This is a genomic window from Ectopseudomonas khazarica (assembly GCF_017915135.1).
Lineage (GTDB): Bacteria > Pseudomonadota > Gammaproteobacteria > Pseudomonadales > Pseudomonadaceae > Aquipseudomonas > Aquipseudomonas khazarica.
In genome coordinates this window covers 3,653,163-3,668,083 of the sequence record NZ_CP068551.1, presented here as the reverse complement: position 1 = coordinate 3,668,083, position 14,921 = coordinate 3,653,163, and the positions used below count along the sequence as shown (strand labels likewise).

At 63.7% G+C, this 14,921-nt stretch carries 12 protein-coding genes; all 12 read left to right on the top strand.

Translation table 11 applies throughout. The features are described from left to right. The first annotated feature begins 17 nt into the window (after positions 1-17). On the top strand, positions 18-761 hold the full coding sequence (uppS, locus tag JLK41_RS17290) for a polyprenyl diphosphate synthase (RefSeq protein ID WP_047591990.1): 744 nt from the start codon (positions 18-20) through the stop codon (positions 759-761). Then, positions 761-1,576: a phosphatidate cytidylyltransferase gene (locus JLK41_RS17285; protein WP_047591992.1), complete on the top strand. Its 816-nt coding sequence runs from the start codon at positions 761-763 to the stop codon at positions 1,574-1,576. The genes uppS and JLK41_RS17285 overlap by 1 nt, the downstream gene beginning before the upstream one ends. Continuing rightward, the gene (gene ispC / locus JLK41_RS17280; RefSeq protein ID WP_037053762.1) at positions 1,573-2,757 is read left to right on the top strand and encodes a 1-deoxy-D-xylulose-5-phosphate reductoisomerase; all 1,185 of its coding nucleotides are present in this window, start codon (positions 1,573-1,575) and stop codon (positions 2,755-2,757) included. The genes JLK41_RS17285 and ispC overlap by 4 nt, the downstream gene beginning before the upstream one ends. Before the next feature lie 63 nt (positions 2,758-2,820). Further along, complete coding sequence (gene rseP / locus JLK41_RS17275) at positions 2,821-4,173, top strand: sigma E protease regulator RseP (RefSeq protein WP_210389442.1); 1,353 nt, start codon at positions 2,821-2,823, stop codon at positions 4,171-4,173. A gap of 87 nt (positions 4,174-4,260) precedes the next feature. After that, a complete protein-coding gene (gene bamA / locus JLK41_RS17270; RefSeq protein ID WP_047589056.1) occupies positions 4,261-6,621 on the top strand; it encodes an outer membrane protein assembly factor BamA in 2,361 nt (786 codons plus the stop codon). 43 nt (positions 6,622-6,664) lie between these two features. Then, positions 6,665-7,168 (top strand): OmpH/Skp family outer membrane protein, encoded by a 504-nt coding sequence (locus JLK41_RS17265; RefSeq protein ID WP_047589055.1) that lies wholly within the window; start codon positions 6,665-6,667, stop codon positions 7,166-7,168. Further along, positions 7,165-8,226 (top strand): UDP-3-O-(3-hydroxymyristoyl)glucosamine N-acyltransferase, encoded by a 1,062-nt coding sequence (lpxD, locus tag JLK41_RS17260; RefSeq protein ID WP_155294609.1) that lies wholly within the window; start codon positions 7,165-7,167, stop codon positions 8,224-8,226. Before JLK41_RS17265 ends, lpxD begins: the two co-directional genes overlap by 4 nt. Positions 8,227-8,275: 49 nt before the next feature. Beyond that, positions 8,276-8,716, top strand: coding sequence for a 3-hydroxyacyl-ACP dehydratase FabZ (gene fabZ, locus JLK41_RS17255; RefSeq protein WP_017363778.1), 441 nt, complete (start codon positions 8,276-8,278; stop codon positions 8,714-8,716). Further along, positions 8,713-9,489 (top strand): acyl-ACP--UDP-N-acetylglucosamine O-acyltransferase, encoded by a 777-nt coding sequence (gene lpxA, locus JLK41_RS17250; RefSeq protein WP_210389441.1) that lies wholly within the window; start codon positions 8,713-8,715, stop codon positions 9,487-9,489. The genes fabZ and lpxA overlap by 4 nt, the downstream gene beginning before the upstream one ends. Positions 9,490-9,494: 5 nt before the next feature. Then, positions 9,495-10,628 (top strand): lipid-A-disaccharide synthase, encoded by a 1,134-nt coding sequence (lpxB, locus tag JLK41_RS17245; protein WP_037053782.1) that lies wholly within the window; start codon positions 9,495-9,497, stop codon positions 10,626-10,628. Continuing rightward, positions 10,628-11,245 carry a ribonuclease HII gene (gene rnhB, locus JLK41_RS17240; RefSeq protein WP_210389440.1) on the top strand — a complete coding sequence of 206 codons (618 nt, stop codon included), beginning with the start codon at positions 10,628-10,630 and terminating at the stop codon, positions 11,243-11,245. The genes lpxB and rnhB overlap by 1 nt, the downstream gene beginning before the upstream one ends. A gap of 136 nt (positions 11,246-11,381) precedes the next feature. After that, positions 11,382-14,912 carry a DNA polymerase III subunit alpha gene (gene dnaE / locus JLK41_RS17235; RefSeq protein ID WP_210389439.1) on the top strand — a complete coding sequence of 1,177 codons (3,531 nt, stop codon included), beginning with the start codon at positions 11,382-11,384 and terminating at the stop codon, positions 14,910-14,912. Positions 14,913-14,921 lie beyond the last annotated feature (9 nt).

Sequence of the window (14,921 nt, the reverse complement as noted above, 5' to 3'; positions counted from 1 at the left end):
CGGCTGAGTGCCCAGACATGGACAAGAACAAGCAGGCGGTGCCGCGGCACGTCGCCATCATCATGGACGGCAACAATCGCTGGGCGAAGAAACGCCTGTTGCCGGGAGTGGCAGGGCACAAGGCCGGGGTCGATGCGGTTCGCGCGGTGATCGAGGTCTGTGCCGAGTCGGGTGTCGAGGTGCTCACCCTGTTCGCCTTCTCCAGTGAGAACTGGCAGCGCCCGGCCGAAGAGGTCGGCGCGCTGATGGAGCTGTTCCTCAGTGCGCTGCGTCGTGAGGCCAGGCGCCTGCAGGACAATGACATCAGCCTGCGCATCATCGGGGATCGCTCGCGCTTTCATCCCGAATTGCAGGCGGCGATGCGCGAGGCGGAACTGCAGACGGCGGGTGGTCGTCGTTTCATCCTGCAGGTAGCTGCCAACTACGGTGGTCAGTGGGACATCGCCCAGGCTGCTCAGCGTCTGGCGCGAGAGGTGCAGGCCGGCCATCTGCGGCCCGAGGACATCACCCCCGAGCTGTTGCAGGGCTGTCTGGCCACGGGCGATCTGCCATTGCCCGATCTGTGCATCCGCACCGGTGGCGAGCACCGCATCAGCAATTTCCTCCTCTGGCAGCTGGCCTATAGCGAGCTGTACTTCTCCGACCTGTACTGGCCGGATTTCAAGCACGAGGCCATGCGCAAGGCATTGGCCGATTTCGCCAACCGCCAGCGTCGCTTCGGCAAGACCAGCGAGCAGGTAGAGGCTGAGGCGCGTTCCTGATGCTCAGACAACGAATCATCACCGCGCTGGTGCTGTTGCCCATTGCCCTGGGCGGATTCTTCCTGCTCGATGGCGCTGCCTTCGCGTCGTTCATCGGCCTGGTTGTCTCCCTGGGCGCCTGGGAGTGGGCGCGTCTGGCTGGTCTCGAGGCGCAGGCGCAGCGGGTGGGCTATGCCGCCGTGGTCGCGGCGTTGCTTGGCGTGTTGTACCTGACGCCGGTCGTGGCCCCCTGGCTGCTGGTGGTGGCCGTGCTCTGGTGGCTGGCCGCGACCTTCCTGGTGCTGACGTACCCCTACAGCAGCCGTTTCTGGGGCAGTGTTCCCCGGCGCCTGCTGATCGGCCTGCTGATCCTGTTGCCGGCCTGGCAGGGGTTGGTGCTGCTCAAGCAGTGGCCGCAGGCCAACGGCCTGATCATTGCGGTGATGGTGCTGGTGTGGGGTGCGGATATCGGTGCCTATTTCTCCGGCAAGGCCTTCGGCAAGCGCAAGCTGGCGCCCAAGGTCAGCCCGGGCAAGAGTTGGGAAGGGGTGTATGGCGGTCTGGCCGCCAGCCTGCTGATCACCCTGCTGGTCGGGCTGCAGCAGGGCTGGTCATTCAAGGGGCTGGTGCTGGCCCTGGTCGGCGCCGCTCTGGTGGTGTTCATCTCGGTGATCGGCGACCTGACCGAAAGCATGTTCAAGCGCCAGTCCGGGATCAAGGACAGCAGTAACCTGCTGCCTGGGCATGGTGGCGTGCTCGATCGCATCGACAGCCTCACGGCGGCCATCCCATTGTTCGCCGCATTGCTCTGGCTGGCAGGGTGGGGCGCGCTGTGAGTGCTGTGCAGCGCATCACGGTGCTCGGCGCCACCGGGTCGATCGGGCTGAGCACGCTGGACGTGATCGCGCGTCACCCCGAGCGCTACAGGGTCTTCGCCCTCAGCGGCTTCTCGCGTCTGGCGGAGTTGCGGGTGCTGTGCCTCAAGCACCGTCCGCGCTACGCCGTGGTGCCCGATGCCCAGGCTGCGCGTACCCTGCAGGGCAGCCTGCAGGCCGACGGGCTGGATACCCAGGTGCTGTGCGGCGAGGAGGGGCTGTGCGCAGTCGCCGCGGATGCCGAGGTCGACTGCGTGATGGCGGCGATCGTCGGGGCGGCGGGCCTGCGTCCGACGCTGGCGGCTGTGCAGGCCGGCAAGAAGGTGTTGCTGGCCAACAAGGAGGCGCTGGTGATGTCTGGCGCCCTGTTCATGCAGGCGGTCAGGAGCAGCGGTGCGGTGCTGCTGCCGATCGACAGCGAACACAATGCGATTTTCCAGTGCCTGCCCGGTGACTATGCCCGGGGCCTGCAGCAGGTTGGGGTTCGCCGCGTCCTGCTGACCGCATCTGGCGGGCCGTTCCGTGAAACGCCGCTGGCGGCGCTGGAACACGTGACCCCCGAGCAGGCCTGTGCTCACCCGAACTGGTCCATGGGGCGCAAGATCTCTGTCGATTCGGCGAGCATGATGAACAAGGGCCTGGAGCTGATCGAGGCGTGCTGGCTGTTCGATGCGCGCCCCGAGCAGATCGAGGTAGTGATCCATCGGCAGAGCGTGATTCATTCGCTGGTCGATTACGTCGATGGCTCGGTGCTGGCCCAGCTGGGCAACCCGGACATGCGCACGCCGATCGCGCATGCGCTGGCCTGGCCGGAGCGCATCGACTCGGGCGTGTCGCCGCTGGACCTGTTCACGGTCGGTCGCCTCGATTTCGAGCGCCCCGACGAACAGCGTTTCCCTTGCCTGCGCCTTGCCCGCGAGGCCGTGCAGGCCGGCGGCAGTGCGCCGGCGATGCTCAATGCCGCCAATGAGGTGGCCGTCGAGGCCTTCCTGCAGGGGCGCATACGTTTCATCGATATCGCGCGTATGATTGAGTCCGTGTTGAACGCGCAACCGGTGCAGGCTGTCGAAGCGCTCGACGCGGTATTCGAGGCCGATGCGCAAGCGCGCGCGCTGGCCGGAGAATGGCTTGCCGGTCATTGAGCGAGCCTGTGTTGACCCGACGTGCGCCAGGCCATGAGCGGCGTGTAGGGCTGGAGAAGTGAAATGAGTGGGCTGTACATGCTGGTTGGCACCCTGATCGCGCTGGGTGTGCTGGTGACCTTCCATGAGTTCGGGCATTTCTGGGTGGCCCGTCGCTGTGGGGTCAAGGTGCTGCGTTTCTCCGTCGGCTTCGGCACGCCGCTGCTGCGCTGGCATGACCGTCAGGGCACCGAATTCGTGGTGGCCGCCATTCCCCTGGGCGGCTACGTGAAGATGCTCGACGAGCGCGAGGGCAGCGTGCCGGACGAGCAGCTCGATCAGGCATTCAATCGCAAGAGCGTGGCTCAGCGCATCGCCATCGTGGCGGCCGGGCCGGTGGCCAACTTCCTGCTGGCACTGCTGTTCTTCTGGTTCGTCGCGATGCTCGGCAGTCAGCAGGTGCGCCCGGTCATTGGCGCGGTGCAGCCCGACAGCCTGGCGGAAACGGCCGGCCTGCAGGCCGGACAGGAAATCGTCGCGGTCAATGGCGAGGCCACCACGGGCTGGGCGGCAGTCAACCTGCAGCTGGTTCGGCGCCTGGGGGAGAGCGGTACCCTGAATCTGCGCGTGCTCGAACCCGGTTCCACGGTGGAGACCTCCAGGCAGGTGCCGCTGGACAACTGGCTGCGCGGTGTCGATGAGCCGGACCCGATCGGCTCGCTCGGCATTCGCCCCTGGCGCCCGGTGCTCGAGCCGGTTCTGGCCGAGGTCGATTCCAAGGGGCCGGCCTATGCTGCCGGCCTGAAGCCGGGCGACCGCCTGCTGGCGCTCGACGGCGAGCCGCTGGCCGACTGGCAGGACCTGGTCGATCGCGTGCGCAAGCTTCCCGGTGCCGATGTGACCCTGCGCTACGAGCGCGCCGGTCAGGCGCAGGACGTGCGCCTGACCCTGGCGGCGCGGGGCGAGGGTGAGGCGCGCAGCGGCTACCTGGGGGCTGGCGTGCAGGGTGTCGAATGGCCGCCGGAAATGCTGCGCGAGGTGCGCTACGGGCCGCTCGACGGCGTTGCCGAAGGTGTCCGCCAGACCTGGGCGATGAGCCTGCTGACCCTTGATTCGCTGAAGAAAATGCTCTTCGGAGAGCTCTCGGTAAAAAACTTGAGCGGGCCGATAACCATTGCTAAAGTGGCGGGCGCTTCGGCTGAGTCAGGGCTGGGGGATTTCCTGAAATTCCTTGCATATCTGAGTATTAGCCTGGGGGTTCTCAATCTTTTGCCCATTCCCGTACTGGATGGTGGGCATCTGCTGTTCTATCTGGTCGAGTGGGTGCGTGGTCGCCCCTTGTCCGAGCGGGTTCAGGGTTGGGGGATGCAGATCGGCATCAGTCTGGTCATCGGGGTCATGTTGTTGGCGTTGGTCAACGATCTCAGCCGTCTGTAAGCATTGCTGGATTGCGTTCTTGAGATTTACAAGAAGTGTCGCCTCGAGCGGCAGCTTTTATCGTCAGTTGGAATAAGAAAGGACTTCATGAAACGTCTGCTGCTACCTGCGGTACTGTCCGCATTGATGATCGCCGAAGTTCACGCCGAGTCCTTCACCATCTCCGATATACGCGTCAACGGTCTGCAGCGGGTCTCCGCCGGCAGCGTGTTCGGCGCGCTGCCGTTGAACGTGGGCGAGCAGGTCGACGACCGCCAGTTGGTCGACGCCACCCGTTCCCTGTTCCGTACCGGCTTCTTCCAGGACATCCAGCTCGGCCGCGATGGCGATGTGCTGGTCGTCACCGTGGTCGAGCGTCCTTCCATCTCCGGCATCGAGATCGAGGGCAACAAGGCCATCACCACCGATGACCTGCTCAAGGGCCTGAACCAGTCCGGTCTGGCGGAAGGCGAGATCTTCCAGCGCGCGACCCTCGAAGGCGTGCGTAACGAGCTGCAGCGCCAGTACGTGGCCCAGGGCCGCTACTCGGCCGAGATCGAGGCCGAAGTGATCCCGCAGCCGCGTAACCGCGTGGCGCTGAAGATCACCATCAACGAAGGTACCGTTGCGGCGATCTCCCACATCAACGTGGTCGGCAACACCGTCTTCTCCGACGAAGACCTGACCGACCTGTTCGAGCTGAAGACCAGCAACTGGCTGTCGTTCTTCAAGAACGACGACAAGTACGCCCGCGAGAAACTCTCCGGTGACCTCGAGCGCCTGCGCTCGTACTACCTGGACCGCGGCTATATCAACATGGATATCAGCTCCACCCAGGTATCCATCACCCCGGACAAGAAGCACGTCTACATCACCGTCAACGTCGAAGAGGGCGAGAAGTACAGCGTCCGCGACGTGAAGCTGTCCGGCGACCTCAAGGTGCCGGAAGAAGACGTGCGTGCGCTGCTGCTGGTCAAGGAAGGTCAGGTCTTCTCGCGCAAGATCATGACCACCACCAGCGAGCTGATCACCCGCCGCCTGGGCAACGAGGGCTACACCTTCGCCAACGTCAACGGCGTGCCGGAAGCGCACGACGAAGACAACAGCGTTTCGATCACCTTCTTCGTCGATCCGGGCAAGCGTGCCTACGTCAACCGTATCAACTTCCGTGGCAACACCAAGTCCGAGGACGAAGTGCTGCGCCGCGAGATGCGCCAGATGGAAGGTGGCTGGGCCTCGACCTATCTGATCGATCAATCCAAGGTGCGCCTGGAACGCCTCGGCTTCTTCAAGGAAGTCAACGTCGAAACGCCGCAGGTACCGGGCACCGACGACCAGATCGACGTCAACTACAGCGTCGAGGAACAGCCTTCCGGCTCGATCACCGCCAGTGTCGGTTTCGCCCAGAACGCCGGTCTGATCCTGGGTGGCTCGATCAGCCAGAACAACTTCCTGGGTACCGGGAACAAGGTCAGCATCGGCCTGACCCGCAGCGAATACCAGACCCGCTACAGCTTCGGCTTCGTCGATCCCTACTGGACTGCCGATGGCGTCAGCCTGGGTTACAACGCCTTCTATCGCACCACCGACTACGATGAGCTCGATGTCGACGTATCCAGCTACTCGGTGGACAGCATGGGGGCAGGCGTCAACATCGGTTACCCGATCAGCGAGACCGCGCGCCTGACCTACGGCCTGAGCCTGCAGCAGGACAGCATCGACACCGGTCGTTACACCGTCGACGAGATCTTCGACTTCATCGACGCCGAGGGCGACAACTACCTGAATTTCAAGGGCTCCATCGGCTGGTCCGAGTCGACCCTCAACCGTGGCGTGCTGGCCAACCGTGGCCATTCGCAGAGCCTGGTGCTGGAAACCACCCTGCCGGGCAGCGACCTGTCGTTCTACAAGCTCGACTATCGCGGCCAGGTGTTCACGCCGCTCAGTGACAACTACACGCTGCGCTTCCATACCCAGCTGGGTTACGGAGACAGCTATGGCAGCACGGCGGAACTGCCGTTCTACGAGCACTACTACGCCGGTGGTTTCAACTCGGTGCGTGGTTTCGAGGACAGCAGCCTGGGTCCACGCAGCACACCGAGTACCGGTACCAAGCCCGGCACGCTGGCCGATCCGGACCAGGATCCGCTGCCGTTCGGTGGTAACGTGCTGGTGCAGGGTGGCGTGGAAATGCTGTTCCCGCTGCCGTTCGTCAAGGACCAGCGTTCGCTGCGTACCTCGCTGTTCTGGGACGTGGGTAACGTGTTCGACACCAATTGCTCGTCGAGCCAGAAGAAGAACAGTGACAGCTGCGATATCGACTTCAGCAACCTGGCCAGCTCCGTGGGTGTCGGCGTGACCTGGATCACCGCGCTCGGTCCGCTGAGCTTCAGCCTGGCCATGCCGATCAAGAAGCCGGATGATGCCGATACTCAGGTGTTCCAGTTCTCCCTGGGTCAAACCTTCTAATCTGTTTCACCGAAAGCCAACAGTTTTGTTGCAGGAGTGCATTGTGCGTAAGTTGACTCAACTGGTTCTGTTCACCGCCGCCCTGATCGCCACTCCGGCGTTCGCCGAGATGAAGGTGGCCGTACTGAACTATCAGATGGCGCTGCTCGAGTCGGATGCTGCCAAGCGTTACGCCGTCGATGCCGAGAAGAAATTCGGCCCGCAGTTGAACAAGCTCAAGACTCTGGAAAGCGACGCCAAGCGCATCCAGGACCGCATGGTCAAGGAAGGCGAGAAGATGCAGCAGGCCGAGCGCGAGCGTCTCGAGCTCGAGTTCAAGCAGAAGGCCCGTGATTTCCAGTTCCAGTCCAAGGAGCTGAACGAAGCCAAGGCCATCGCTGATCGCGAGATGCTGGCCAAGCTCAAGCCGAACCTGGACAAGGCGGTCGAAGAAGTCATCAAGAACGGCAATTTCGACCTGGTTCTCGAGCGCGGTGCGGTGATCGATGTCAAACCTCAGTACGACATCACTCGCCAGGTCATCGAGCGTATGAATCAGATGCGTTGAGCATGGCCGTCACAGTTACCCTCGGCCAGCTGGCCGAGCGCCTGGGCGCCACCCTGCGTGGCGCCGAAGGCAAGGTCATCTCGGGCCTGGCCACCTTGCAGGAGGCCGGGCCCGAACAGTTGAGCTTCCTGGCCAACGCCCAGTACCGCAAGTTCCTGGCCGAGAGCCAGGCCGGCGCGGTGCTGCTGACAGCTGCCGATGCGGAAGGCTACGCGGGTGACGCGCTGATCGTCGCCAACCCCTATCTCGCCTACGCCCAGCTGTCCCATCTGTTCGATCGCAAGCCCGTGGCAGCGGCCGGCGTGCATGCCACTGCCCAGGTCGCAGCGGATGCGCAGGTCGATCCGAGTGCCAGTATCGGTGCCTTTGCCGTGATCGAAAGTGGCGCGCGTATCGGCGCGGATGTCAGCATCGGCGCGCATTGCGTGGTCGGTGCGCGCAGCGTGATCGCTGACGGTGGCTGGCTGGCACCGCGCGTGACGTTGTACCACGACGTGCGGATCGGCAAGCGCGTGGTGATTCAGTCCGGGGCGGTGATCGGTGGCGAAGGCTTCGGTTTCGCCAACGAGAAGGGCGTGTGGCAGAAGATCGCGCAGATCGGTGGGGTGACCATCGGCGATGACGTCGAGATCGGCGCCAATACCACCGTGGACCGTGGTGCGCTGTCCGACACCCTGATCGGCAACGGCGTGAAGCTGGATAACCAGATCATGATCGCGCACAACGTGCAGATCGGCGACAACACCGCGATGGCGGGCTGTTGCGGGATTTCCGGCAGCACCAAGATCGGCCGCAACTGCATGATCGCAGGTGGCGTCGGCATGGTGGGGCATATCGAGGTGTGCGACAACGTGTTCGTCACCGGCATGACCATGGTGACGCGTTCGATCACCGAAGCGGGCGCCTATTCTTCCGGAACCGCCATGCAACCGGCAGGCGAGTGGAAGAAGAGTGCGGCACGCATTCGTCAGTTGGACGAGATGGCCAAGCGTCTGCGAGAGCTGGAAAAGCAGCTGGCCGCCGTGACCCAGACGGCGAATGTCTCATCTGATGCCTGAGCATGGCGTGCTGCCGTGCTCTTTTCTTTTCTTACAGGCTTAACCGGACATGATGGACATCAACGAAATTCGTGAATATTTGCCGCACCGCTATCCTTTCCTGCTGGTGGATCGTGTGGTGGACCTGGACGTCGAAGGCAAGACTGTTCGCGCCTACAAGAATGTCAGCATCAATGAGCCGTTCTTCAATGGTCACTTCCCCGAGCATCCGATCATGCCGGGCGTGCTGATCATCGAGGCCATGGCCCAGGCTGCCGGGATTCTCGGCTTCAAGATGATGGGCGTGAAACCGGCCGATGGCACCCTGTACTACTTCGTCGGTTCCGACAAGCTGCGTTTCCGCTCTCCCGTCACGCCGGGCGATCAGCTGGTACTGGAAGCCAAGTACCTGAGCGACCGTCGCAGCATCTGGAAATTCGAGTGCCGCGCCACTGTCGATGGCAAGGAAGTCTGCTCCGCTGAAATCATCTGTGCGGAACGCAAGCTATGAGTTCGATTGACCCTCGCGCGATCATCGACCCCAGTGCCAGGTTGGCCGACGACGTCGTCGTCGGCCCCTGGAGCATTGTCGGGCCCGATGTGGAAATCGGCGAGGGTAGCGTGATCGGTCCGCACGTGGTGCTCAAGGGACCGACCGTGATTGGCAAGCACAACCGCATCTACCAGTTTTCCTCGGTTGGCGAAGATACCCCCGATCTGAAGTACAAGGGCGAGCCCACGCGCCTGGTGATCGGTGATCACAACGTGATTCGCGAAGGCGTCACCATTCACCGTGGCACCGTGCAGGACCGCAGCGAAACCACCATCGGTGACCATAACCTGATCATGGCCTATGCCCATATCGGTCATGACAGCGTCATCGGCAATCACTGCATCCTGGTCAACAACACCGCGCTGGCGGGGCATGTATGGGTCGACGACTGGGCGATTCTGTCCGGTTACACCCTGGTGCATCAGTTCTGCCGCATTGGCGCGCACAGCTTTTCCGGCATGGGTACCGCCATCGGCAAGGACGTGCCGGCGTTCGTCACCGTATTCGGCAACCCGGCCGAAGCGCGCAGCATGAATTTCGAAGGCATGCGCCGTCGTGGCTTCTCCGCCGAAGCCATCTCTGCGCTGCGCAAGGGTTACAAGCTGGTCTACCGCCAGGGCCTGACCGTCGAGCAGGCGCTCGCCGAGTTGGCCGAGTCCGCGGCCCAGTTCCCGGAGGTCGCGATATTCCGCGACTCCATTCAGGCGTCCACACGCGGCATCATTCGCTGAATCCCATGACTAGACCTCTTCGCGTCGCACTGGTCGCCGGTGAGGCGTCCGGCGATATTCTCGGAGCGGGCCTGATGCAGGCCATCAAGTTGCGCCATCCGGACGTCGAGTTCATCGGCGTGGGCGGTGCACGCATGGAAGCCGAGGGCCTTACATCCTATTTCCCGATGGAACGCCTGGCCGTGATGGGGCTGGTCGAGGTGCTCGGTCGCCTGTTCGAGCTGCTGGGGCGTCGACGCCAGCTGGCACGCGACCTCATCGCGGCGCAGCCCGATGTGTTCATTGGCATCGATGCACCGGATTTCAACCTGGGCCTGGAACTCAAGCTGCGCCGCGCCGGGATCAGGACCGTGCACTACGTCAGCCCGTCGGTGTGGGCCTGGCGGCAGAAGCGGGTGTTGAAGATCCGTGAAGCCTGCGATCTGATGCTGACCCTGTTTCCGTTCGAGGCGCAGTTCTACGATGCGCATCAGGTGCCGGTGCGCTTCGTCGGTCACCCCCTGGCCGATGCCATACCGCAGCACGCCGACCGCGCGGCGGCACGCGACGCGCTGGATCTGCCGCATGACGAGGCCGTCGTCGCCCTGATGCCAGGCAGTCGGGGCGGCGAAGTGGCGCGTCTTGGCGAACTCTTTCTCGATGCGGCGATTCGTCTGCGCGCGCTGCGCCCGGGCATCCGTTTTCTGCTGCCATGCGCCACCCCGGAGCGCCGTGAGCAGCTCGAGCAGATGCTGGCCGGGCGCGACCTGCCGCTGACCCTGCTCGATGGTCGCTCGCACGAGGTGCTGGCCGCCTGCGACGCGGTGCTGATCGCTTCCGGCACGGCGACCCTGGAGGCCCTGCTGTACAAGCGGCCGATGGTGGTGGCCTATCGTGTGGCGCCGATGACCTATCGCATTCTCAAGCGCCTGGTGAAAAGCCCCTATATCTCGCTGCCCAACCTGCTGGCCGAGCGTCTGCTGGTGCCCGAGCTGATCCAGGATGCGGCGACCGCCGAGGCGTTGGCGCAGACCGTGGCGCCATTGATCGATGGCGGTCAGGTGCAGACCGAGGGGTTCGACGTGATCCACCGTGCACTGCGGCGCGATGCTTCGGTGTCGGCAGCCGATGCCGTGCTCAAGCTGGCAGGGCGTGGCTGATGCAGCTGGGCCTGGACTTTACCCTGGTCGAGGATCTGGTCGCCGGCGTCGATGAGGTCGGCCGTGGCCCGCTCTGCGGCGCTGTGGTGACGGCGGCGGTGATTCTCGATCCGGCTCGTCCGATCCTGGGCCTGAACGATTCGAAGAAGCTCACCGAGGCCCGCCGCGAGGCGCTGTTCGACGAGATCCGCGAGAAGGCCCTGGCCTGGTGCATCGCCCGTGCCGAGGTGGAAGAGATCGACCGCCTGAATATCCTGCATGCCACCATGCTGGCCATGCAGCGTGCCGTGGAAGGCTTGGCGGTGACGCCGAAGCTGGCGCTGATCGATGGCAATCGCTGCCCGAAACTGGCCGTGCCCAGCGCCCCGGTGGTCAAGGGGGACAGTCGGGTGCCGGCGATCGCCGCTGCCTCGATCCTGGCCAAGGTCAGCCGTGATCGCGAGATGCTCGAGATGGACCGTCTCTACCCCGGCTATGGCATCGCCGGGCACAAGGGCTATCCCACGCCGGTGCATCTCGAGGCGCTCAAGCGCCTGGGGCCGACGCCGATTCATCGGCGCTCCTTCGCGCCGGTGAGAGAAGCAGCTTCAAGCCTCAAGCTCCAAGCTCCAAGTTAAAGTTAAAGGCAAAAGCAGCGTAGCCCGGATGCAATCCGGGGCACGGGCTACGAACTTGCAGCTTGTGGCTTGCAGCTTGCCGCTCGCTCTTACTGCTACAATTCGCGCTTTGTCGTTTTCACCTGCAAGGCCGCCCATGACCCAAGCTTTCGTCCATCTGCGTCTGCACACCGAATATTCCCTGGTCGATGGCCTGGTGCGGGTCAAACCGCTGATCAAGGCCGTTGCCGGGGGCGGTATGCCGGCAGTGGCAGTCACCGACATGAGCAACATGTGCTCGCTGGTGAAGTTCTACAAGACCGCCATGGGGGCTGGGGTCAAGCCGATCTGCGGCGCCGACATCTGGATGGCCAGCGCCGAGGAAGATGGCCCGCTGAGCCGCCTTACCCTGCTGGCGATGAACGCCAAGGGCTATCGCAATCTAACCGAGCTGATCTCGCGGGGCTGGTCCGAAGGGCAGAGCAACGACCTGGTGATCATCCAGCGCGACTGGGTCAAGGCCTCTGCCGATGGGCTCATCGCCCTGTCCGGCGCGCGCGAGGGCGAGGTTGGCATGGCCTTGCTGGCTGGTGACGAGGCCCAGGCCGAGGCGCGCCTGCGCGAGTGGATGCAGGTGTTCCCGGAGCGTTTCTACCTGGAAGTGCAGCGCACCAGCCGTGTCGGTGACGAAGAGTACCTGCACGCGGCGGTGGCGCTGGCCGATCGCGTCGAGGCGCCGCTGGTGGCCACCAACGACGTGCGTTTCATCAAGCAGGACGACTTCGAGGCCCACGAAACCCGCGTCTGCATCGGCGAAGGCCGCACCCTGGACGATCCGCGCCGGCCACGGCACTACTCCGACCAGCAGTACCTGAAGAGTCCCGCTGAAATGTGGGAACTGTTCTCCGACTTGCCCGAGGCGCTGGAAAACACCGTCGAGATCGCCAAGCGCTGCAACATCGAGGTGCAGCTCGGCAAGTACTTTCTGCCGGACTTCCCCACGCCGGGCGGCATGGGCATCGACGACTACCTGCGGCATGCGTCCTTCGAGGGCCTGGAAGAGCGCCTCGAGGTGCTGCTGCCCAAGGACACGCCGGACTACGAGGCGAAGAAGCAGGTCTACATCGACCGCCTCAACTTCGAGCTCGATATCATCATCCAGATGGGTTTCCCCGGTTACTTCCTCATCGTGATGGACTTCATCCAGTGGGCGAAGAACAACGGCGTGCCGGTCGGTCCGGGCCGTGGTTCGGGTGCGGGCTCCCTGGTCGCATACGTGCTGAAGATCACCGACCTCGACCCGCTGGCCTATGACCTGCTGTTCGAACGTTTCCTCAACCCCGAGCGGATCTCCATGCCCGACTTCGACGTCGACTTCTGCATGGATGGCCGTGACCGGGTGATCGACTACGTGGCCGAGAAGTACGGGCGCAACGCGGTGAGCCAGATCATCACCTTCGGTTCCATGGCGGCCAAGGCGGTGGTGCGCGACGTCGCGCGCGCTCAGGGCAAGTCCTACGGCCTGGCCGATCGTCTGTCGAAGATGATCCCCTTCGAAGTGGGCATGACCCTGGAGAAGGCCTACGAGATGGAGGAGCCGCTGCGCGACTTCCTCAAGAACGACGAGGAAGCCCAGGAAATCTGGGACATGTCGCTCAAGCTCGAGGGTGTGGTGCGTGGTACCGGCAAGCACGCCGGGGGTGTGGTCATCGCGCCGACCAAGCTCACCGACTTCTCGCCGATCGCCTGTGACGAGGAGGGCGGCGGCCTGGTGACCCAGTTCGACAAGGACGACGTCGAGCAGGCCGGCCTGGTCAAGTTCGACTTCCTCGGCCTGCGTACCCTGACCATCATCAAGTGGGCGATGGAAACCATCCATCGCGTGCAGAAGCGCGACGGTGCCTCCGACGAGGAACTGGTCAACATCGACTTCATCCCGCTGGACGACAAGAAAACCTACGACATGCTGCAGAAGGCGGAGACCACCGCGGTCTTCCAGCTCGAATCGCGCGGCATGAAGGAGCTGATCAAGAAGCTCAAGCCCGACTGCCTGGAAGACATGATCGCACTGGTGGCGCTGTTCCGCCCAGGGCCGCTGCAGTCCGGCATGGTGGACGACTTCATCAACCGCAAGCACGGTCGTGCCGAGCTGTCCTATCCGCACCCCGACTACCAGTATGCAGGCCTGGAGCCGGTGCTCAAGCCGACCTACGGCATCATCCTGTACCAGGAACAGGTGATGCAGATCGCCCAGGTCATGGGTGGCTATACCCTGGGTCAGGCGGACATGCTGCGCCGCGCCATGGGCAAGAAGAAGCCCGAGGAGATGGCCAAGCAGCGCGGCGGCTTCATCGAAGGTTGTGCCAACAACAACATCGACGCGGAACTGGCCGGTAACATCTTCGACCTGGTGGAAAAATTCGCCGGCTACGGCTTCAACAAGTCGCACTCCGCAGCCTATGGCCTGGTCTCCTACCAGACCGCCTGGCTCAAGGCGCACTACCCGGCGCCGTTCATGGCGGCGGTGCTCTCGGCGGATATGCACAACACCGACAAGGTGGTGATCCTGGTGGAAGAGTGCCGCAACATGAAGTTGCGCATCGATCCGCCGGATGTGAACGTCTCCGAGTTCAAGTTCACCGTCAACGACGACGGTCGCATCGTCTATGGCCTGGGCGCGGTCAAGGGCGTCGGCGAGGGGCCGGTGGAGGCCATCGTCGAATGCCGCAGCGAAGGCGGGCCGTTCAAGGACCTGTTCGACTTCTGCAATCGCGTCGACCTCAAACGCATCAACAAGCGCACCCTGGAAGCGCTGATCCGCAGTGGCGCCCTGGATCGTCTCGGCCCCTACTACCAGGACGAGCTCAAGGCCTACCAGGCCAGCGTCGACAAGAACCGCGCCGTGCTGCTGGCCTCCATGGAGGAGGCGGTGCAGTCGGCCGAGCAGACCGCACGCAGCGCCGAGAGTGGTCACATGGACCTGTTCGGCGGCCTGTTCGGCGAGCCCGAGGCGGACATGTACGCCAACCACCGCAAGGCGCGCGAGCTGCCGATCAAGGAACGCCTCAAGGGCGAGAAGGACACCCTGGGCATCTACCTGTCCGGTCACCCCATCGATGAGTACGAAGGCGAGATTCGTCGCTTCGCCCGCCAGCGCATCGTCGAGCTGAAGCCGGCCCGTGATACCCAGACCATCGCCGGGATGATCGTCAACCTGCGGGTGATGAAGAACAAGAAGGGCGACAAGATGGGCTTCATCACCCTCGACGACCGCTCCGGGCGCATCGAGGCCTCGCTGTTCGCCGATGCCTTCGCCAGCAACCAGGCGCTGCTGCAGAACGATGCGCTGGTGGTGGTCGAGGGGGAGGTCAGCAACGACGATTTCTCCGGTGGCCTGCGCCTGCGCGCCAAGCGCGTGATGAGCCTGGAGGAGGCGCGCACCGGCCTGGCCGACAGCCTGCGCCTGAAGGTCGCCAGTGCCGCGTTGAAGGGCGATCGTCTGCGCTGGCTGGCGGAACTGTGCAGCAAGCACAGGGGCGCCTGCCCGGTCACGCTGGACTACAGTGGTGAAGAGGCACGCGCCTTGCTTCAGTTCGGCGACGCCTGGCGAATCGACCCGGCTGACACTTTGATTCAGGCATTGCGTGACCAGTTCGGGCGCGACAACGTCTTTTTGCACTACCGCTGAATTGCGAGA

What these genes read in the sequence shown, in the direction of transcription:
- uppS (WP_047591990.1), top strand. Translation starts at nt 18, where the DNA reads ATGGACAAGAACAAGCAGGCGGTGCCGCGGCACGTCGCCATCATCATG.
- JLK41_RS17285 (WP_047591992.1), top strand. Translation starts at nt 761, where the DNA reads ATGCTCAGACAACGAATCATCACCGCGCTGGTGCTGTTGCCCATTGCC.
- rseP (WP_210389442.1), top strand. Translation starts at nt 2,821, where the DNA reads ATGAGTGGGCTGTACATGCTGGTTGGCACCCTGATCGCGCTGGGTGTG.
- bamA (WP_047589056.1), top strand. Translation starts at nt 4,261, where the DNA reads ATGAAACGTCTGCTGCTACCTGCGGTACTGTCCGCATTGATGATCGCC.
- fabZ (WP_017363778.1), top strand. Translation starts at nt 8,276, where the DNA reads ATGATGGACATCAACGAAATTCGTGAATATTTGCCGCACCGCTATCCT.
- lpxA (WP_210389441.1), top strand. Translation starts at nt 8,713, where the DNA reads ATGAGTTCGATTGACCCTCGCGCGATCATCGACCCCAGTGCCAGGTTG.
- lpxB (WP_037053782.1), top strand. Translation starts at nt 9,495, where the DNA reads ATGACTAGACCTCTTCGCGTCGCACTGGTCGCCGGTGAGGCGTCCGGC.
- rnhB (WP_210389440.1), top strand. Translation starts at nt 10,628, where the DNA reads ATGCAGCTGGGCCTGGACTTTACCCTGGTCGAGGATCTGGTCGCCGGC.
- dnaE (WP_210389439.1), top strand. Translation starts at nt 11,382, where the DNA reads ATGACCCAAGCTTTCGTCCATCTGCGTCTGCACACCGAATATTCCCTG.